This window comes from Muribaculum gordoncarteri, from assembly GCF_004803695.1.
Classification (GTDB): domain Bacteria; phylum Bacteroidota; class Bacteroidia; order Bacteroidales; family Muribaculaceae; genus Muribaculum; species Muribaculum gordoncarteri.
Genome location: NZ_CP039393.1, coordinates 1,094,253 through 1,113,873, shown reverse-complemented (window position 1 = coordinate 1,113,873; position 19,621 = coordinate 1,094,253). Strand labels below are relative to the sequence as shown.

The 19,621-nt window shown below is 48.7% G+C and carries 15 protein-coding genes; 7 read left to right on the top strand and 8 right to left on the bottom strand.

Features of this window, described 5'->3' with window-relative positions; all coding sequences use genetic code 11:
* Positions 1-22: 22 nt before the first annotated feature.
* The 3 genes from thrA to E7746_RS04830 all read right to left on the bottom strand — a co-directional run bounded on the left by thrA (position 23) and on the right by E7746_RS04830 (position 4,459).
* Entirely contained in the window at positions 23-2,458 is a 2,436-nt protein-coding gene (gene thrA / locus E7746_RS04840) for a bifunctional aspartate kinase/homoserine dehydrogenase I (RefSeq protein ID WP_136410026.1), read from the bottom strand.
* 151 nt (positions 2,459-2,609) lie between these two features.
* The gene (locus E7746_RS04835; protein WP_135946164.1) at positions 2,610-3,002 is read right to left on the bottom strand and encodes a lipocalin-like domain-containing protein; all 393 of its coding nucleotides are present in this window, start codon (positions 3,000-3,002) and stop codon (positions 2,610-2,612) included.
* Positions 2,999-4,459: a capsule assembly Wzi family protein gene (locus E7746_RS04830; RefSeq protein ID WP_136410025.1), complete on the bottom strand. Its 1,461-nt coding sequence runs from the start codon at positions 4,457-4,459 to the stop codon at positions 2,999-3,001. The genes E7746_RS04835 and E7746_RS04830 overlap by 4 nt, the downstream gene beginning before the upstream one ends.
* 291 nt (positions 4,460-4,750) lie before the next feature.
* On the opposite strand from E7746_RS04830, the gene E7746_RS04825 reads away from it, so the two are divergent.
* From E7746_RS04825 to E7746_RS04805, 5 genes are all read left to right on the top strand, one after another.
* Positions 4,751-5,251 carry a hypothetical protein gene (locus E7746_RS04825; RefSeq protein WP_136410024.1) on the top strand — a complete coding sequence of 167 codons (501 nt, stop codon included), beginning with the start codon at positions 4,751-4,753 and terminating at the stop codon, positions 5,249-5,251.
* A 143-nt stretch (positions 5,252-5,394) separates the two neighbouring features.
* Positions 5,395-6,069 carry a DUF6249 domain-containing protein gene (locus E7746_RS04820; RefSeq protein ID WP_135946161.1) on the top strand — a complete coding sequence of 225 codons (675 nt, stop codon included), beginning with the start codon at positions 5,395-5,397 and terminating at the stop codon, positions 6,067-6,069.
* Positions 6,059-6,580 carry an RNA polymerase sigma factor gene (locus tag E7746_RS04815; protein WP_238337335.1) on the top strand — a complete coding sequence of 174 codons (522 nt, stop codon included), beginning with the start codon at positions 6,059-6,061 and terminating at the stop codon, positions 6,578-6,580. The genes E7746_RS04820 and E7746_RS04815 overlap by 11 nt, the downstream gene beginning before the upstream one ends.
* A gap of 23 nt (positions 6,581-6,603) precedes the next feature.
* Complete coding sequence (locus E7746_RS04810; protein ID WP_135946160.1) at positions 6,604-6,951, top strand: hypothetical protein; 348 nt, start codon at positions 6,604-6,606, stop codon at positions 6,949-6,951.
* Between the two features lie 165 nt (positions 6,952-7,116).
* Entirely contained in the window at positions 7,117-9,273 is a 2,157-nt protein-coding gene (locus E7746_RS04805) for an elongation factor G (protein ID WP_136410023.1), read from the top strand.
* A 75-nt stretch (positions 9,274-9,348) separates the two neighbouring features.
* Here E7746_RS04805 and E7746_RS04800 read toward each other — a convergent pair whose 3' ends face one another.
* The 5 genes from E7746_RS04800 to E7746_RS04780 form a co-directional block, all read right to left on the bottom strand.
* Positions 9,349-10,293 carry a GDP-L-fucose synthase family protein gene (locus E7746_RS04800; RefSeq protein WP_289702938.1) on the bottom strand — a complete coding sequence of 315 codons (945 nt, stop codon included), beginning with the start codon at positions 10,291-10,293 and terminating at the stop codon, positions 9,349-9,351.
* 37 nt (positions 10,294-10,330) lie between these two features.
* Positions 10,331-11,419 carry a GDP-mannose 4,6-dehydratase gene (gene gmd, locus E7746_RS04795; RefSeq protein WP_136410021.1) on the bottom strand — a complete coding sequence of 363 codons (1,089 nt, stop codon included), beginning with the start codon at positions 11,417-11,419 and terminating at the stop codon, positions 10,331-10,333.
* Between the two features lie 83 nt (positions 11,420-11,502).
* On the bottom strand, positions 11,503-13,914 hold the full coding sequence (feoB, locus tag E7746_RS04790) for a ferrous iron transport protein B (protein ID WP_123396554.1): 2,412 nt from the start codon (positions 13,912-13,914) through the stop codon (positions 11,503-11,505).
* Between the two features lie 111 nt (positions 13,915-14,025).
* Positions 14,026-14,793, bottom strand: coding sequence for a TIGR03915 family putative DNA repair protein (locus E7746_RS04785; RefSeq protein ID WP_136410020.1), 768 nt, complete (start codon positions 14,791-14,793; stop codon positions 14,026-14,028).
* Between the two features lie 4 nt (positions 14,794-14,797).
* On the bottom strand, positions 14,798-16,063 hold the full coding sequence (locus E7746_RS04780) for a putative DNA modification/repair radical SAM protein (RefSeq protein WP_123396552.1): 1,266 nt from the start codon (positions 16,061-16,063) through the stop codon (positions 14,798-14,800).
* 91 nt (positions 16,064-16,154) lie between these two features.
* On the opposite strand from E7746_RS04780, the gene E7746_RS04775 reads away from it, so the two are divergent.
* Both E7746_RS04775 and nspC read left to right on the top strand, forming a co-directional pair.
* Positions 16,155-18,464, top strand: coding sequence for an ATP-dependent helicase (locus tag E7746_RS04775; RefSeq protein ID WP_123396551.1), 2,310 nt, complete (start codon positions 16,155-16,157; stop codon positions 18,462-18,464).
* Positions 18,461-19,612, top strand: coding sequence for a carboxynorspermidine decarboxylase (nspC, locus tag E7746_RS04770; RefSeq protein WP_136410019.1), 1,152 nt, complete (start codon positions 18,461-18,463; stop codon positions 19,610-19,612). Before E7746_RS04775 ends, nspC begins: the two co-directional genes overlap by 4 nt.
* The last annotated feature ends 9 nt before the right edge of the window (positions 19,613-19,621 follow it).

Below are 19,621 nucleotides of genomic sequence, written 5' to 3'. Positions count from 1 at the left end.
CAAACAAGCTGATTGAATAAATCTATCGGATATTGGCAATGCCGATAATATCCGAGAAAACTCCGGCTGCAGTAACTTCAGCGCCGGCACCATACCCCTTTATGGCCATGGGATATTCATTGTAACGCTCGGTAGTGAGCAGTATCACATTGTTGCTTCCTTCGAGATGATAGAACGGATGCACCGAGTCGACACGCTGTAATCCCACACTCACCGCTCCGTTGTCAAGCGTAGCGACAAATCGGAAATGGTGTCCCTCCTTCTCAGCCTTGGCGCGATAAGCCTCAAACTCTTCGTCAAGCTCGCCAATAGTAGCAAAGAAGTCGTCCAACGAACCCTCAAAGTATTTCGCGGGTATGAAAAGATTGGCCACGACATCGCTCTGCTCAACACGATAACCGGCTTCACGGGCAAGAATCACAATCTTTCTTATGACATCCTTTCCGCTAAGATCAACCCTTGGGTCGGGCTCGCTGTATCCGGCCTCCTTGGCCTTCATTATGGCCTTGCTCATGGCTATGTCACTGCTGAGTATATTGAAAATGTAATTGAGGGTTCCGCTGAGCACGGCCTCGATTTTCAATATCTTATCACCCGAATTGATCAGGTTATTTATTGTGTTGATGATAGGAAGTCCGGCTCCTACATTGGTTTCAAAGAGAAACTTGACATCCTTCTTGTTGGCTATTCGTTTCAGCTCGATATATGACTCATAGTCCGACGACGCCGCAATTTTATTGGCTGCAACCACATTTATATTGTGACTAAGCAGGTCGGCATAGAGAGCCGCTATTTCCTGACTGGCCGTACAATCGACAAACACCGAGTTAAATATGTTCATGCCAATGACTCCGTTGCGTATGTTCTCGGGAGTCGCCTCGATGTCCGACTCGGCCAATCGGGCCTGATAATTCTCCGTATCAAGACCTTCGCGGTCAAAAACACAGGTATGAGAGTTGGCTATACCTACAAGACGCAACCTCAACGCTTTATTTTCCAACAGATTTTCCTGTTGTGCGTGTATCTGTGAGAGCAAATTGCTGCCCACATGTCCTACTCCGACAACAAACAGGTTTAAGACCTGAGTGTCAGATAAGAAAAAACTGTCGTGAATTACGTTTAAGGCCTTTCTGAGGTCCTTAAGTTCGATTACAAAAGAGATGTTGGTTTCTGATGCACCCTGAGCGCAAGCGATTACGCTTATACCGTTACGGCCAAGTGTATTGAACAACTTGCCGGCAATACCCGTGGTGTGCTTCATGTTCTCGCCCACGATGGCGACAGTAGCAAGATTGTGCTCGGCGGTGATTTCGCTGAGAGTTCCCGACTGCAATTCGGCATTGAACTCCTCGCGAAGCACCTCAAGCGCATGGTCTGCATCGCCGTTACGCACCGCAAACGAGGTGTTGTTTTCACTTGCGGCCTGGCTCACAAGGAACACCGAAATGCCGTTCTTGGCAAGCGCGTTGAATATACGTGAGTTAATACCAATCACACCCACCATACCAAGACCCTGAACGGTTATCAAGCACGTATCATTGATTGACGATATACCCTTGATGGCCTTTCCTTCGGGCGACGGATGCTGCTCGCTGATGCAGGTGCCGGGAGCCGTGGGATTGAAGGTATTCTTGATGTATATCGGAATATTCTTATGGAATACAGGGTATATTGTAGGAGGATAGATGACCTTTGCACCGAAATTACACAACTCCATCGCCTCGGTAAATGAGAGATGGTCAATAATAAGGGCGTTACTGATGACTCTCGGGTCGGCGGTCATAAATCCGTCGACATCGGTCCATATCTCAAGCACCTTTGCATCAAGCGCAGCAGCAAGAATGGCCGCAGTATAGTCGGAACCGCCTCGGCCGAGATTGGTGACATCTCCGGCATTGTCGCTTGCTATGAATCCCGGAACAATGACCACATTGTACTTCAGGTCATCAAATATGCCGTGAACAAGACGCTGTGTCGTGTCATTGTCGAGCACGTGCTTGTTCCATTGCTTTTCGGTCTTTATGAAGTTGCGGCTGTCAAGGTGTATGGCTCCGTCGATTATCTTCGATATTATTACCGACGACAATCTTTCGCCGTAGCTCACGACTATATCAAGCGTGCGGTCGCTCAAATCCTTAATCAGGCTTATTCCGCGATAGATGTTGCCAAGCTCCTCAAGCAACGGATTGACGATTGACAACAGGTCGAGCTGTAATGCCTGAGGCACTATGCCTTCTATTACCTGATGGTGGCGTTCAACAATGCGCGCATAATTGTCAAGATAGGATATGTCACCCTGAGCGGCAAGTCGCGCAGTGTTAATCAGTTGGTCGGTAATGCCTCCGAGTGCGGAAACCACTACGATTACAGGTTCCTCCTGACCTTCCACAATGGACTTTACATTGCGCAGGCTTTCAACAGTACCCACTGATGTTCCACCAAATTTTAGTACTTTCATTCTTACAATTAATAAATATATTTTTAGGGGAATGCAAAGTTACGGTAAAACTATGTTTTATGAAAATTTGATTGCAACATTTTGCATAAAACGGCGAATCAATTGCTATTTATTGCAATTTTTTCGCATTTTGCTTTCAAATATGCATTAATCAGAATTTCCTGAAATCAATTATTGCATAATCCGACTGCAGCGTCATTTTCGACGACGAGAGAGCCCTGATTTTGAAGTCGACAGCGGTGCCGTTGATTCCGTACAATTTCAGATTCTCGACATTGCCATTGGGGAACTCTATCTTTATGTCGTCGCCCTTATATGTGAAGTTTCCGGCAATAGAAGGCCCCCCGACACTGCGCAGATTTATTGTGTGCAGGAAGAAGCAATAATAGGTGCGCTCAGGTGTAGCAACACTGCCATCGGTGTATTCGATCTTCATTATCTGCCACTGTCCGTCAAGGTCACCATTGATTGAACGCTTGGCGCATCCCGACAGAACCACAGTCATGACCATGGCCATGACCAGTTGAATTAATTTATATCTCATAGCCATCCTGTTTTTCTTAATGTCAACATAACTCCCTTACTGTTTCCGAGAAGAGCGCCTCGGTCCATGCCGAACGATAATGTCGAGGAGAATCCTTCAAACCATTTGGGTGAATAGGTAAGTTCCAAGAGCCCGTTGTAATTATTTTCGACATTGTGGAAAGGAACTGAATAGGTACCCCAATTGCGAGTAAACGAGAATAAGAGCCTGTAGCTCAACTCCGGCAACGGATTTCCGGCTATACCGAAATGATGACCTATAACACGATTGCTACGGAACGAAATGTCGCCGTCCCTATTATATATAGGTGAAATGATAAGCGGATTTCCTATACCCATGCCCCAGTGCTGCCATCCGGTGTATATTCCGTGATTATAGTAATTGTCAACACCACTCACCTGCTCAGGTATTTCGGGTGTGTGATCCCAATACACCGGCCCACTCTGGTCCTTTGTATAAAGATATTCGTAAACAAATGTGCTGATTACAGGATTCTTCGGGAATGCAACCTCAAGTCCCCACAGTCCATCCTTCCAGGTGTATTCAAAGAACATCTGCGAGTGATCCTCGAAGAAGTGCTCATAATAAGCCTTCAATCCCCAGTCGCGACCGGGATACCATGTAGCGCAAAGGCTCCATTCGCCGACATGATTTCCATATACGTTAGTCTGCTCTCCCATCGGAGTGCTCGAATCGCCACCCGAAGGGAAAAACACTTTTATAATATCCTTTAAACCGTTGGGCATATTGATTACACGATCGCCGGTTATGGAGCGACCTCCAAACTGCGCAGCCATCTCAAGTCCGCCCTCGATATAGAACGGAAGGCGGTTCAGATCGCCGAATCGCAGATAAATACCCTTAGAGTGGTACCATACATGCTCGGTGCGTTTTTTACCCGGTGCGGCAAAATCACGCTGCCAGCCATCGTCGGTGAATCCTCCGTAAGCCACATATCCTTTTACGGCAAGCCAGTCATTGGTCCACGGAACTATGGTATAGTCGGGAATGCCTGCACGTATCTGAGGCACAGGACGGGCATTGCCCGAATACAACATATTACCGCTGCTGAGCTTGGGATTGTTGAATTCCCCTACCCGCTCCTTGCTACCTACACTCAGGCCAAGACAGCGATACTTTATGTCGGCATACAATTGCTGAATTATAAACGATGATGTGAAATTATAGGCTACTGCCAAATCGGCACCGAAGCCATAGGAAAATTTCTGATCCTTGTCGATATCGCGAAATATCCCGGCTCGAAAATAACCGTTGTTCTTTTCGATCGACGACAAGCCCTGCTTGTTGTTTAACAACCAGAAAGGAGTGTTTTCCCCGCTGCTGAAACTTACCGCCCCCTCGGCACGGTAATGCAGCCCGTCTATCGCATAGGCCGATGTCGACATGAGCATTGATAGTCCGGCGACAAGCGTAATGATAGGAAAGCTTTTTCTCATTTTAATATCTAATAGTAAATTGCACGCAAAGTTAAGCATTTGTAAATACTCTTACAACTCCTATATATTCCTAAATGTTTATCTTAATCACCTAAAAAGCGCAATTTACGCACTAATCAGTGGCTTTATTTGTAGGGTTAGAATATTTATTCTATATTTGTACGTAGCCAATTTTTATAATCACAGTTACAATAATATCAAAAACTATCAATTATGATAACCTCCACTCCATCTGACAAAGTGCGTCACATTATCGCAATTATTCCGACAATAGCAATTGCATGCGCAATCATGATGTCATGCACCCCATCGACCAACAATGCCGCCGAAAAAGCTGAATTAGCCGAAATGACATCGTCAACATCCAATGACTCCATACAAAGCGAAGAGCTGAAGATGTTCTTGGTACGCGGTGTCGACATGAACTCAAAAGCAATAACTTACGGCAACTTCATCTGGATGGGCGACCTGCCGCAATCCGACCAACCTGACTCCTATTACGACGGATTCACCTTACCCATAACCAAGAGTATCATAACCGGAAAGAAATCGGTTATCAACGCTCTTGCTCCCAATGCAAGCTGCTTTATAATCGACGGGAAACAATATCCAAAGGAGAAATACGACTCACTTCCGGCCTATCGTTTTCAACGGGTCGACATAAAGGGCGACACATTAATAATAGAAACCCGATATGCTCTCGACGAACCAAATTCCGATGTGACACTCGCCATCGATGAAGAGAGCCGGCTCTATCGCCGCGAAAAATTCGGGCCCGGTCTACATGAATAACCGCCAATGTCACGAGGCTTGCTGTCAACAGCTGGCCTCGTGACATATTATATAGCCATGCGTTATCACAAAAATTTTTACAATCAGTGCAACCTTTTTAACCGGCACCGCATCTAAAGGTAAAACAAACAAAAAAACTTACAATGAAAACAAAACTGATCTTCACTGCAGCATTAGTAATGCTTCTGTTTAACCTCTCATCATGTAAAGGAAAGAGCGACATTTCCTATAATGAACAGGTAGGAAAGGAAATCATCGAAAGCATTCAGGAAGCACTGACCGAAATAAACGACTCCACATTCAACGACATCAACATCGTCGCCGATGAAGATGGAGATGGAGTAGTAGTCGTGAAACGTTCGGGATTAAATGCCGACGAAAACGGTAACATCAACATGAAAATAGATGTAAATGTAGAAGATGACACATCTTCGCCTTTTACCGATGCTTTTGCCGCCATATTCCTGATAATCCTATTCTCTTTCTTCAGCCCGGTGACAATCGTATTCATCGTATTCTATTTCCTATATCGTAATAAGCGCGACCGAAACCGAGTGATCGAAACTTCACTGACAACAGGTCATGAATTGCCTAAAGAGTTTTATGCTCCGTTCAATCCTCATCGTCGGTTGCAATCGGGAGTGGCCTATATGGCTTGGGGTATAGGACTGTTCATATTCTTCATGTGCATAGACTCAGACATAGCATGGCTATGCATCATACCCTGCATCATCGGAATCGGAAAGCTTATAGCTTACTTCTTATACGAACACAAAGGACAAAAAGCAAAATGCAACGAACTGAGCAATGTTGAGTAAATGGGATGAGCTTCGATTGATTGCTCGATGCGTGGCGGGTGACGACCGCCATGCATTCGAGCGGTTGGTCGACGAATATAACGACGGATTGCGTCGCTTCCTGCTCAACTTGACACTCGGCGACGCTTGCCTGACCGACGACCTGGCTCAAGAAACCTTTTTAAAGGCTTATCTGTCGCTTCGCTCATTTCAAGGACTTGCCCGATTCAAGACATGGCTGTATCGAATAGCCTACAACGAATACTACTCCTATATGCGCAAGCTGAAAGAGGAGTATCCCGAATCGGAAACGCAACACGACATAATGGATTCATCAATCGAACACAATGATGCAAAAATGGATGTCGAACGCTGCCTTAAAGTCCTCAACGAAACCGAACGCTCCATCGTATTGTTATTCTACATGGAGGATCGACCGATAAAACAAATCTCCGAGATAACAGGATTGCCGCCCGGCACAATTAAATCACACCTTTCGCGTTCAAAAGCGAAAATGGCAAAAGTATTTTAACTTGACAAAAACAATGACTGACAATGATTGACAATAATTCAAAAAACAATACACTTGACGATCGGCAGCTGAGTCAGCTGATGAAGGAGAAGCTTCCAGCAGCACCGGCCAATCCATGGTTCACCCGCAAGGTCATGAACCGACTGCCTGCCAAGGATCCTCACATATACTCCTGGATAGAGTACACGGCCTATGCCATTGCATTAGTGGCGCTGATAGTGTTCTGGTGCATTTTCTACAACGACATCAAAGAGTCGGGCAAACTGACTATTGACGACATCAAGACCTATGTCGTAATGGCCGCTCTAAGCGTAGTTCTGTGCATAGGATTCATCGCTCCGAAGGTGCGACAATGGCTCGCTGAACCATAATTAGACCTTGAGGTACGGGGGCTAAAAGTCCCCCGATTACACCTTGTAATTTTTATTTTGTGTTTTGTAACATATTCATGTTTGTAGCTTTTTTCAAAATTATTTTATAATTTGCGGCTCGTAACTAAATAAAACGAATATTTACATTCAAAATTCTCTAATAACATGAAGGTTTACGAAACTAACGAAATCAAAAACATTGCTTTGCTTGGTAGCAAAGGCTCTGGGAAAACCACACTCGCTGAAGCTATGCTTTACGAGTGTGGAGTTATAAAACGTCGCGGCAGCATTGAAGCTAAAAACACTGTCAGTGACTATTTCCCGGTGGAGAAAGAGTATGGATACTCTGTGTTCTCTACCATTTTTTATGCCGAATTCCTCAACAAGAAGCTGAACGTAATCGACTGCCCGGGAAGCGACGACTTCGTGGGTAACGCCATTACTGCTCTTAACGTGACCGACACCGGCGTGATCCTCATCGATGCCCAGTATGGTGTCGAAGTGGGTACACAAAACATCTTCCGCACTACAGCCCAGTTGAAGAAACCGGTTATCTTCGCCATGAACCAGCTCGACGGTGAGAAAGCCGACTATGACAATGTAATCGAGCAGATGACCGAAATTTTCGGTCCCAAGGTTACTCCCATCCAGTATCCCCTCTCGGTAGGTCCCGGCTTCAACGCAATGATCGATGTGCTGTTGATGAAGAAATACTCATGGGGTCCCGACGGAGGAGTCCCCACCATCGAGGAAATTCCCGCCGAAGAGATGGAGAAGGCTCAGGAACTCCACCAGAAACTCGTTGAGGCTGCTGCCGAAAACGATGAAACATTGATGGAAAAGTTCTTCGACCAGGGACATCTTTCCGAGGACGAAATGCGCGAAGGTATTCGCAAGGGTCTTGTTGACCGCTCGATATATCCTGTATTCTGCGTCAGCGCACTCAAGGACATGGGTGTACGCCGCATGATGGAGTTCCTTGGCAATGTCGTTCCTTTCGTAGAAGATATGCCGGCTCCCGTCGACACTGAAGGCGACGAGGTTAAGCCCGACAGCAAGGGCCCGCTCTCGTTGTTCATGTTCAAGACCACAGTAGAGCCCCATATCGGTGAAGTAAGCTACTTCAAGGTGATGAGCGGTACACTCACTCCGGGTGTCGACCTCAACAATGTCGACCGAGGATCCAAGGAGCGCATAGCCCAGATATTCTGCGTTTGCGGACAATTCAAGACTCCCGTCGACAAGCTTTGCGCCGGTGACATAGGTGCAACTGTTAAGTTGAAGGATGCACGCACAGGCAACACCCTTGACGAGAAAGGTTGCGAATATCGCTTCGATTTCATCAAATATCCCGCGCCCAAGTATCAGCGCGCCATTCGCCCCGTTACCGAGAGCGACGCCGAAAAGCTCAGCGAGATTCTTACCCGTATGCATGAAGAGGATCCCACATGGCAAGTTGAACAGTCAAAGGAACTTAAGCAGACAATACTTTCAGGCCAGGGCGAATTCCACCTCCGCACACTCAAATGGCGTGTCGAGAACAACGACAAACTGCCCATCATATTTGAGGAGCCCAAGATTCCCTATCGTGAAACAATCACAAAGGCCGCTCGCGCCGACTATCGCCACAAGAAGCAATCGGGCGGTGCCGGACAGTTTGGTGAAGTTCACCTGATCATCGAGCCTTATACCGAAGGCATGCCGGCTCCCGACACCTATCGTTTCGGAAACCAGGAGTATAAGATGAACGTGCGTGACACTCAGGAAATTCCTCTTGAATGGGGCGGCAAGCTCATCATTCACAACTGTATCGTGGGTGGTGCTATCGATGCCCGATTCATTCCCGCCATCGTGAAGGGATTGATGGACCGCATGGAACAGGGTCCGCTGACCGGTTCTTACGCACGCGATGTAAGAGTATGTATCTACGACGGTAAGATGCACCCGGTTGACTCTAATGAAATCTCATTCCGCCTCGCAGGCCGTAACGCATTCAGCGAAGCATTCCGCAACGCCAATCCCAAGATTCTGGAACCCGTATACGATGTCGATGTCATGGTTCCTGCCGATGTCATGGGCGATGTGATGAGCGACCTTCAGGGACGACGCGCCATAATCATGGGTATGTCCAGCGAAAACGGATTTGAGAAGATTCAGGCACGTGTTCCCTTAAAGGAGATGTCATCCTACTCTACCGCACTCAGCTCAATCACCGGCGGACGCTCTTCATTTACTATGAAGTTCTCGTCCTACGAACTCGTCCCCGGCGATGTTCAGGAGAAGTTGCTTAAGGCCTACGCCGAGTCCAACAGCGAAGAATAACAATTCCAATCTTGACATAATGAGAATAGGCGATGCCGGTCGGCATCGCCTATTTTTCGTTTGCATGTGCGGCAATTATCTTTCTGCTCTTATTGGATTGGAGAGAAAATCATCGTAGGCAAGCCTGATGCCGTCCTCCAGTTCAGTCTTGTAACGCCATCCGAGAGCCGTTGCTTTGCTTACATCAAGCAATTTACGCGGAGTTCCGTTAGGCTTTGTCGTATCCCATTTAATCTCGCCCTCATAGCCTACAACTTTTGCCACCAGTTCGGTGAGCTGCTTTATCGTCAACTCCTTTCCTGTACCGGCATTCACGGTTTCATTTCCGCTGTAGTTGTTCATAAGGAACACACATAGGTTGGCGAGGTCGTCGACATAAAGGAACTCGCGCAATGGCGACCCGTCGCCCCAGCATGTCACTGTCGATGCACCCGACTCCTTGGCCTCATGGAATCGCCTGATAAGAGCCGGCAATACATGGCTGTGGGTGGGATGATAGTTGTCGTTTGGACCGTATAGATTGGTAGGCATTACCGAAATGTAATCGGTGCCGTACTGACGGTTCAGGAACTCACAATATTTGAGTCCCGAAATCTTGGCAAGGGCATAAGCCTCGTTGGTCTTCTCCAGTTCCGAAGTCAACAGGCAGCTCTCAGGCATCGGTTGCGGTGCCATGCGGGGATATATGCATGACGAGCCCAGAAACTCAAGTTTCTTGCACCCGTTGCGCCATGCGGCATTTATAACATTCATCTCAAGCATCATGTTGACATACATGAAATCGGCAAGCGCACTCTGATTCGCCTCTATGCCGCCCACCTTCGCCGCAGCCAGAAACACATATTCAGGCTTCTCAGCGGCAAAAAAGTCATTCACATCAGCCTGATTGACAAGATCAAACTCGGAGTGAGTACGCGTTATGATGTTTTCATAACCCTGACGCTCAAGCTCTCTCACGATTGCCGACCCCACCATTCCACGGTGTCCGGCAACATATATCTTTGAATTATACTCCATGATTTAAAAATAAGTCACAAGTCGCAGGTCACAACTTGAACTATTTCACAATTCCTTTTTCAAGATACTCTTCAAGATTCATCTTCACCTGTTCGCCGGCACGCTCCACAGCCACCTTGGCCATATCAGCATCAACCATCAGGTTGACAAGCTGCTGGAATGAAGTCTTCTGAGGATTCCAGCCAAGCATCTTACGAGCCTTTGTCGGATCGCCCCACAGGTTCACTACATCGGTAGGACGATAGAAGTCGGGCGACACCTCCACGATAACCTTTCCTGTCTTAATGTCTATGCCCTTCTCGTCGGCTCCTTCACCTTCCCAACGCAGGTTGATGCCAACGCGACTGAACGCAAGCTCACAGAACTCTCTTACCGAGTGCTGTTCACCTGTAGCAATCACATAATCGTCAGGCACCGGCTGCTGCAATATCAGCCACATGCACTCTACATAGTCGCGGGCATAACCCCAGTCGCGCAACGACGACAGATTGCCGAGATAAAGCTTTTCCTGCTTACCCTGTGCAATGCGCGCGGCAGCAAGAGTAATCTTGCGCGTTACAAATGTTTCACCGCGTCGTTCGCTCTCGTGATTGAACAGGATTCCCGAGCAGCAGTACATACCGTAAGCCTCCCTATACTCCTTCACAATCCAGAAGCCGTACAGCTTGGCAACAGCATAGGGACTGTAGGGATGAAACGGTGTCAACTCATTCTGTGGCACCTCCTCCACCTTTCCGTAAAGCTCCGATGTCGATGCCTGATATATGCGGCAAGTGTCGGTAAGGCCGCACTGGCGCACAGCCTCAAGTATGCGCAACACTCCTGTAGCGTCGACATTGGCGGTGTACTCGGGCGTGTCAAACGACACCTGCACATGACTTTGTGCCGCAAGGTTGTATATTTCATCAGGGCGTACTTTTCCAATCACCTGCAGCAGGCTCATAGAGTCGCCAAGGTCGGCATAGTGGAGATGAAAGTGCTCCCGTCCCTCAAGGTGGGCGATACGCTCACGATAGTCCACCGATGAGCGTCGTATTGTTCCGTGTACATCATAGCCCTTTTCAAGGAGCAACTCTGCCAGAAAGGAGCCGTCCTGCCCCGTAACGCCTGTTATCAACGCTTTTTTCATAAATATATCTGTCAAAAAATTTATGTCACATATCAAAAATCAATGCCAAATTACGAAATATTGTCCAATTTAACAAATTCGCATCAAATGACAAGGATTGCCACATTGTAGACAAGGAATGCCACAAGCCACGCCACGACCGTGTTGTAGACTACCGAGAAGGCACCGTAAACCCACGAACCGGTTTCACGCACTATGGCTACAACGGTGGCCATACATGGGAAATACAGCAACACAAACACCATCAGGCTTAATGCCGAGGCCGGAGTGAAGTCGGGCTTTCCTGTTATGGGATTGGGTGCGGTGAGGCGTGCCGAAAGTGATGTATCGTCTATCTCCTCGTCACCTGTATACAGAACTCCGAGCGTGGAAACCACAATCTCCTTTGCCGGAGCGCCGGCTATAGCCGCTACCGTGGTACGCCAATGGAATCCGATCGGCTCCATAACCGGATTAACAGCCTTTCCTAACATTTCAAGATAGGAATCATGCTTGATGTCGATTTTTGAATCGTCACCGTCCATGGCTGCTACAGCTTCGGGAGTGCTCGACTCCTCGCTTCTAAGCGGGAAATAGTTCAGCGCCCACACTACTATACTTGCCACCAATATTATGCCTCCCATCTTCTTGAGATACTGCTCGCCCTTGCCCCACATGTGACGCAACGACGACTTAAAAGTAGGCAGGCGGTAAGGAGGAAGTTCCATAACAAATGGAGTTTCATCGGTCTTGAACCAGAACCGGCGCAACAATCTGGCAGTAATCACGGCCACGATTATTCCGAGAAGGTAAAGTCCCAGGAACACGAAGCTGGCATAACGGCTGAAGAATGTGCCTACAAGCAGCACATACACCGGAAGTCGTGCCGAACATGACATGAAGGGGTTTATCAGTATCGTTATTATGCGGCTGCTCTTGCTCTCTATTGCGCGAGCCGACATTATCGCAGGGACGTTACATCCGAATCCCATGACAAGCGGTATGAATGATTTGCCGTGAAGTCCTATCTTGTGCATCAGCTTGTCCATTATAAATGCTGCACGTGCCATGTAACCCGAATCCTCCATAAACGATATGAAGAAGTATAAAATCAATATATTGGGCAGGAACACTATCACGCCCCCTACTCCTCCTATTATACCGTCGGCAATGAGGTCCTTCAGCGGCCCCTCGGGCATCAACCTGTTGACCATGCCGGCAATCCAGTCGACAAGACTCTCTATCCACCCCATAGGATAGGAACCGATCTCAAATGTGCACCAGAATATGAAGAGCATTATTGCCAGGAATATCGGGAAGCCAAACAGCTTGTTGGTGACAAACGCATCGATCACCTGAGTCGTCTTGGCCTCATGTTTGGTGCTGTCGGTAAACGTTTCGGCGAGAGCGCCGGCAATGAATCCGTACTTCTCGCTTGCAATGATCGAGGTAATGTCCTCACCGGTTATATTCTCTATCCTTGCAAGTTCCTGGTCACGCAACATGAATATAGCCTTGTGGTCGGGCGAGTTTTTCACTATATCCTCAACCTCACGGTCCTTCTCAAGAAGCTTTATCGCAAGGTAACGCGGCGAGAAGTGCACACCCACCGCCGGGTCTTTTTTCAAGGCATCCTTTATCTCCGTAACGCCCTTCTCAACCTCTTTGCCAAGATTCACATGAACGTGACGCACCGCCTTGTCGTGACCTTCATATACACGAATCACCGTGTCAAACAGCTCGTCGATGCCGCTTCCGGTGCGTGACACTGTGGGAACTATGGGCACACCTATCATCTCTCCAAGCAGGCGATAGTCAACCTCGGCTCCTGAAGCCTTAAGCTCGTCATACATGTTCAAGGCTATGACCATCGACCGGTCCATGTCGATTAGTTCGGTTGTCAGATAGAGGTTGCGTTCAAGATTGGAGGCTACGACAACGTTTATTATCACATCGGGCATCTCGTCACGCAGATATCGCCGCACATAGAGCTCTTCGGGCGAATATGACGACAATGAATAGGTACCGGGCAAGTCCACAATATTGAACCGATAGCCGCCGTGCTCAAAGTAGCCGTTCTTTGCATCAACGGTCACTCCGCTGTAATTGCCCACATGCTCCTTGGCTCCCGAGGCGATATTGAACATCGAGGTCTTTCCGCAGTTAGGATTTCCGATAAGCGCAACATTTATGGTCTTTACCCTTCCGGTATAGTCGCGATGCACGGGATGGAAGTCGTCACACTCGGTAATGGTGTTTATGTGCGCGGTATCGGGGAATTTGTCATCCTCCGTTATCGGAATTACTTCCACAAGGTCGGCCTCGCTGCGGCGAAGCGACAACTCGTAGCCCATCAGACTATATTTTATCGGATCTTTCAAGGGTGCATTAAGAACCACCTTTATAATCTTGCCCTTGACAAAACCCATCTCTATCACTCTTTTACGAAATGCACCATGACCGAGAATCTTGACAATTACTCCCGATTCTCCGGTCTTTAAGTCAGAAAGCCTCATAATGCAATAGATAGTATCATTTATTTTAGAGTGCAAATATCTGAATTTCCACTCAAACTGAGAAGCGATACGTTAAGTTTTATTTATATTGGATATAAATAATAACATTAGTTAACCATTCTTCTCCGTCATGTATTTCCAAAATCTCACGGGCATGTCCTGACGCTGCTTGCGCGGATTGCTTCTCTCCTTTATCGCAATAGCCTTGAAATAGGTGCGCCAAAGCTTCTGAAACAACATTTCGTCACTATCCATCATATCCTCCGACAGCTTTCCGGTAACTATGTGCTGCAATGTATCGGGCATTGTGACACGTGTCACGTTGTTGCCGTCGTAATAAAAACCAAATCCGCGCCTCTTGTCATACAACAGAAAACTCATTGTCGAAAATCGGTCGACAAAGTGACTGACCGCCATAGGCATTACATTGTATATCGGCTCCATCAGCCCGAAATAGGTTCCGTCGGCCGCCTTTTGCAACCGCATGAACTGAAGCACCCTGTGGGCCTCGCCATTTACCCGACGATACATCTTCAGTACTTCAATCACATCCTGGTCACTGAAATCGGTTTCGATGCTGGCAGGCGCATTGATGGTCTTGCATAGAAAACGAAAAAGCGTGATGTCATACTCCTTTACCTCACAAAGGAAACTCGTAGTGACGGCCGACACCGCCCCCTTCGACAGTTTCTTCGTAACGGCATTCCATACCCTCGACGACTTCGCGTCATCGGTTACCACATCGTGAACCTCGTCAGAGAACATGGGCAATACTTCGCCGATTCTCACTAACTCATCGGGGAAACTGCGTCGGAAATAAGCATCGAAAATGGCTGTCAGCAGCCCTTCAAAGGTACCGTCATAAACAAAAGTCACCATATCGTTATCCGAAGTCAAGAGTGAGTTGAAGGGAATTGTCACTAACTTTTTTCACCGGGGCCGTCAACTGTCGGCGAACATATTCGGGCGACACATCGGCCACACAGCACGCTTCAAGCTCGCCGCAGGTTATAAAGTAACGCGCACGCTTCATCACCACCCCGATTTTGCGCAAATGATCGGAAGTGAGCCTTCGGAAACGACGGGCGTTAACTATCAGCGTAGCCGACTTAACTCCCACGCCCGGGATTCGTAGTATCATTTCATAATCAGCACGGTTCACGTCAACCGGGAAAAATTCGGGATGGCGCAAAGCCCATGACAATTTTGGATCTATCTCAAGCTCAAGGTCGGGATGCGAGTCATCGGCTATCTCATCGGCACTGAACTTATAGAATCGCATTAGCCAATCGGCCTGATAAAGCCGGTTCTCCCTTACGAGAGGCGGCTGTTTCGTGACAGGCAGGCGAGAATCGTAGGTGTTGACCGGAATATATCCCGAATAATATACCCTGCGCATGGTGGGAGTGGCATACAGGGCCGACGACAACTTAAGTATGTCACGGTCATGCTCGGGCGATGCGCCTACAATCATCTGTGTACTCTGTCCCGCCGGGACAAATCGCGGAGCGTTACGGAACTTCCTGCGGTCCTCCGTATTCTCAAGTACGCCTTGTCGTATATATCCCATCGGTTCATACACGCTCTTAAAGTCCTTCTCAGGGGCGAGATACTTGAGCGACCCCTCATTGGGTATTTCGATGTTGACACTCATTCGGTCGGCATACAGTCCCGCCTGATTGACAAGTTCGCGCGATGCTCCCGGAATGCTCTTCAAGTGGATGTAACCGTTGAAGCGATGCACTGTGCGAAGATCCTGCGCTACCCTTGCGAGCCGCTCCATCGTATAGTCGGGATTGCGCACGACACCCGAGCTGAGAAACAGCCCTTCGATATAGTTTCGGCGATAAAACTCCATCGTCACCTCAACGACTTCGCTCACCGACATTGTGGCCCGCTTGATGTCGTTGCTGCGACGATTTATGCAGTAGGCGCAGTCATACATGCAGTAGTTAGTAAGCATAACCTTAAGCAGGGCTATACAGCGCCCGTCGTCGGCAAAACTATGACAAATGCCAATTCCGCCGACTGTGTTTCCTATGCCGTCGCCCTTTACTCCGCGACGAACAGTGCCGCTTGATGAACACGACACATCGTACTTGGCCGATTCCGCCAATATTCTCAATTTTTCCAGTGTTCCCTCTGTCATAGTCGTAGATTTATATTAGTGCAAAGGTAACGCATTTCGACATATAATACAATGTCTAATGTCAGGAATAATTCGTACTTTTGCATACGTAATGGAAGACTATATACAACAACTGAATGTGCAGCAGCAGGATGCAGTGCTCTACACCGGAGGGCCCCAGCTTGTCATAGCCGGAGCCGGTTCGGGAAAGACTCGTGTACTCACCTACAAGATAGTGCATCTGCTATGTCACGGCTATGAGCCGTGGCGAATACTCGCGCTTACATTCACCAACAAAGCCGCTCGCGAGATGCGCGAGCGAATCGAAGGAATGGTGGGTCAGGCAACGGCTTCAAAGCTGTGGATGGGAACGTTCCACTCCATATTCCTGCGCATATTGCGCATACACGCCGACCGCATAGGTTTCAAGTCCAACTTCACGATATATGACACCGCCGACTCAAAGTCGCTCATCAAAACCATAATAAAGGACATGGGGCTTGACGACAAGATATACAAGCCCTCGACCGTGGCATCGGCAATATCCACAGCAAAGAACGCGCTCATATCACCACGGCAATATGCCGAGGCGCGTGACATAATGGAGGCCGACCGCCGCGCAAAGCGTCCGCGACTGTGTGAAATATATCAGGCCTATTTCAACCGATGCTTCGTGGCCGGAGCGATGGACTTTGACGATCTGCTCTACTACACCAATCTACTGTTGCGTGACAACCCCGAAATACGCCGACACTATCAGGAGTATTTCCGTTACATCCTCGTTGACGAGTATCAGGACACCAACTTCGCGCAGCATCTCATCGTGTCGCAACTTTGCGGTGACGCACATAACCTGTGTGTCGTGGGCGATGACGCTCAGAGCATCTACTCATTCCGAGGAGCCAACATACGTAACATCCTCAATCTGAAAAAGTCATATCCCGACCTGCGCATATTCAAGCTTGAGCAGAACTACCGTTCGACACAAAACATAATAAATGCGGCAAACTCACTGATTGCCAAGAACAAGGAGCAGATTCCAAAGAATGTGTTCTCACGTAACGACATCGGTGCGCGCATCGAAGTGGTGCAAAGCTACAGCGACTACGAAGAAGCATTCCTCGTAGCCAACCGCATTTCACAGTTGAAAATGCGCAATCACGACAGCTACGATGAATATGCCGTGCTATATCGCACCAACGCGCAATCACGTATACTTGAGGAGTCGCTGCGCAAGCGTAACATACCCTATCGCATCTACGGCGGATTGTCGTTCTACCAACGCAAGGAGGTGAAGGATGCCATAGCCTACTTCCGACTGTCGATCAACCCCGATGATGACGAAGCATTGAAACGCGTAATCAACTATCCCGCGCGTGGAATAGGTGAAACTACGGTTAACCGACTGATGCGCTGCGCCATGGACAACCGCGTGAGCGCATGGGCGATTCTAAACAATATCGACAAATATGACACGGGGCTTCGTCAGGCTGCGATAAACAAGCTGCTCTCATTCCGTGACATGATTGCCGAGTTCATCGAAATGAACCGGCGGGGCGACGATGCCGAGAGTGTCGCACGGGCCATCATAACGCGCACTCAATTGCTGAGCTCGCTTATAAGCGACCGCACACCCGAAAGCATCTCCAAACAGGAGAACCTTCAGGAGCTTCTTGCCGGCGTAAAGGAGTTCATTGCCAACAAGACCGAGGAAGGCACCGAAAGCCTGTCGCTTGTCGACTTCCTGAGCGAGGTGTCGCTGGCCACTGACCAGGATTCCGACGAGGTGTCGGAGGAGCGCATAACATTGATGACCGTACACGCGGCAAAAGGACTTGAATTCAACAATGTGTTCATTGTAGGAGTCGAGGAAGAGCTGTTTCCGTCGGCAATGAACTGCGACACACTGTCGGCCATCGAGGAGGAGCGGCGATTGCTTTACGTGGCGATAACGCGAGCCAAGTCACACTGCATGATAAGCTATGCCTCGTCACGCTTCCGCAACGGACAGACGAAGACATGCTCACCGTCACGCTTCCTGAAGGACATCGATCCGCGTTACCTTGCATTGTCGGCAGGCAATGACTTCGCCCGTCCCGACAGCTTCATAAACCCCATCGACAACTACCGCGAGTCGATGCGCCCAAGAGTCGAGCGTACGACACGCAGCACCCCATCGCCATTCTCGGCCCACAGCAATGTCACGCCGACACCTTCGTCCTCGCCGGCCGGAGATGAAGACCTGCACTCGGCTTCGGAGCTGAGCGAAGGTATGCGCATCGAGCACAGCCGCTTCGGTAAAGGAGACATAACCGAAATCGACCGCAGCGCGGCCGATGTGCGCATAACCGTAGAGTTTGACACCGTAGGAGTCAAGAAGCTCCTGCTGAAATTTGCACGATTTAAAATCATAAGCCAATGAAGATAGAAGAGATCCCCACCCCGTTTTATATCGTCTACGAGGAGAAGCTTCGCCGCAACCTCGAGCTTATAAGCCGAGTAAAGCAGGAAGCCGGAGTAAACATAATAATGGCGTTCAAGGCCAATGCACTGTGGAAGACATTTCCTATAATAAAGGAGTATGTAACCGACTCCACCGCAAGTTCGCTCAATGAAATGCATCTCGGCAATGAGGAACTTGGCGGAAACGTACACTCCTATTGTCCCGCCTACACTCCTGAAACAATCAACGAATACCTGAACGGAAGTTCCCACATCACGTTCAATTCGGTGAATCAATTCAATAGGTTCAAAGCCGATCTCGACAAGCATAACACGACTCCCGGCAACAAACATGTGTCACCCGGATTAAGGGTCAACCCGCTATGCTCGGTAATCGAAACCGACATATACAATCCCGCCCTTCCCGGTTCGAGATTCGGCGTAACCGCCGAACAGCTCGGCGACACTCTTCCCGAGGGCATCGAAGGGCTGCATTTCCACTCATTGTGCGAATCAAGTTCCTACGACCTGCAACGTGTGCTCGAAGCCTTTGAGCAGCAGTTTGGAAAATTCCTGCCGCAGGTCAAATGGATCAACATGGGAGGCGGACACCTGATGACCCGCGAAGGTTACGATGTCCAGCATCTTATAGGGCTGTTGCGGGACTTCAAGTCACGCTATCCGTGGCTGAACGTGATAATGGAGCCCGGAAGCGCATTCACATGGCGCACGGGCGACCTGATAACCTCGGTTGTCGATGTAGTCGAGAACCAAGGCGTAAAGACAGCCATAATTGATGCGTCATTTGCATGTCACATGCCCGATTGCCTTGAAATGCCCTATAAGCCGGCAATAACCGAAAGTGTCGAAACCGACCCGTCGCTCCCCACCTACCGCCTCGGCGGCAATTCATGCCTGAGCGGCGACTATGTAGGCGACTGGTCATTTGAAAAGCCGTTGGTTACCGGCGACCGACTGACACTGGAGGACATGAACCACTACACCACTGTAAAGACAACAATGTTCAACGGCATCCAGCACCCGTCGATTGTGTTGTGTGACAAAGAAGGCGATTGCCGTTATCTGCGTCGCTTTGACTACTCCGACTATAAATCACGCATGAGCTAACACCACAAG

Excerpts from the sequence above, each read along its gene's own strand:
- thrA (WP_136410026.1), bottom strand. The coding sequence starts at position 2,458 with ATGAAAGTACTAAAATTTGGTGGAACATCAGTGGGTACTGTTGAAAGC.
- E7746_RS04835 (WP_135946164.1), bottom strand. The coding sequence starts at position 3,002 with ATGAGATATAAATTAATTCAACTGGTCATGGCCATGGTCATGACTGTG.
- E7746_RS04830 (WP_136410025.1), bottom strand. The coding sequence starts at position 4,459 with ATGAGAAAAAGCTTTCCTATCATTACGCTTGTCGCCGGACTATCAATG.
- E7746_RS04825 (WP_136410024.1), top strand. The coding sequence starts at position 4,751 with ATGATGTCATGCACCCCATCGACCAACAATGCCGCCGAAAAAGCTGAA.
- E7746_RS04820 (WP_135946161.1), top strand. The coding sequence starts at position 5,395 with ATGAAAACAAAACTGATCTTCACTGCAGCATTAGTAATGCTTCTGTTT.
- E7746_RS04815 (WP_238337335.1), top strand. The coding sequence starts at position 6,059 with ATGTTGAGTAAATGGGATGAGCTTCGATTGATTGCTCGATGCGTGGCG.
- E7746_RS04810 (WP_135946160.1), top strand. The coding sequence starts at position 6,604 with ATGATTGACAATAATTCAAAAAACAATACACTTGACGATCGGCAGCTG.
- E7746_RS04805 (WP_136410023.1), top strand. The coding sequence starts at position 7,117 with ATGAAGGTTTACGAAACTAACGAAATCAAAAACATTGCTTTGCTTGGT.
- gmd (WP_136410021.1), bottom strand. The coding sequence starts at position 11,419 with ATGAAAAAAGCGTTGATAACAGGCGTTACGGGGCAGGACGGCTCCTTT.
- feoB (WP_123396554.1), bottom strand. The coding sequence starts at position 13,914 with ATGAGGCTTTCTGACTTAAAGACCGGAGAATCGGGAGTAATTGTCAAG.
- E7746_RS04785 (WP_136410020.1), bottom strand. The coding sequence starts at position 14,793 with ATGGTGACTTTTGTTTATGACGGTACCTTTGAAGGGCTGCTGACAGCC.
- E7746_RS04780 (WP_123396552.1), bottom strand. The coding sequence starts at position 16,063 with ATGACAGAGGGAACACTGGAAAAATTGAGAATATTGGCGGAATCGGCC.
- E7746_RS04775 (WP_123396551.1), top strand. The coding sequence starts at position 16,155 with ATGGAAGACTATATACAACAACTGAATGTGCAGCAGCAGGATGCAGTG.
- nspC (WP_136410019.1), top strand. The coding sequence starts at position 18,461 with ATGAAGATAGAAGAGATCCCCACCCCGTTTTATATCGTCTACGAGGAG.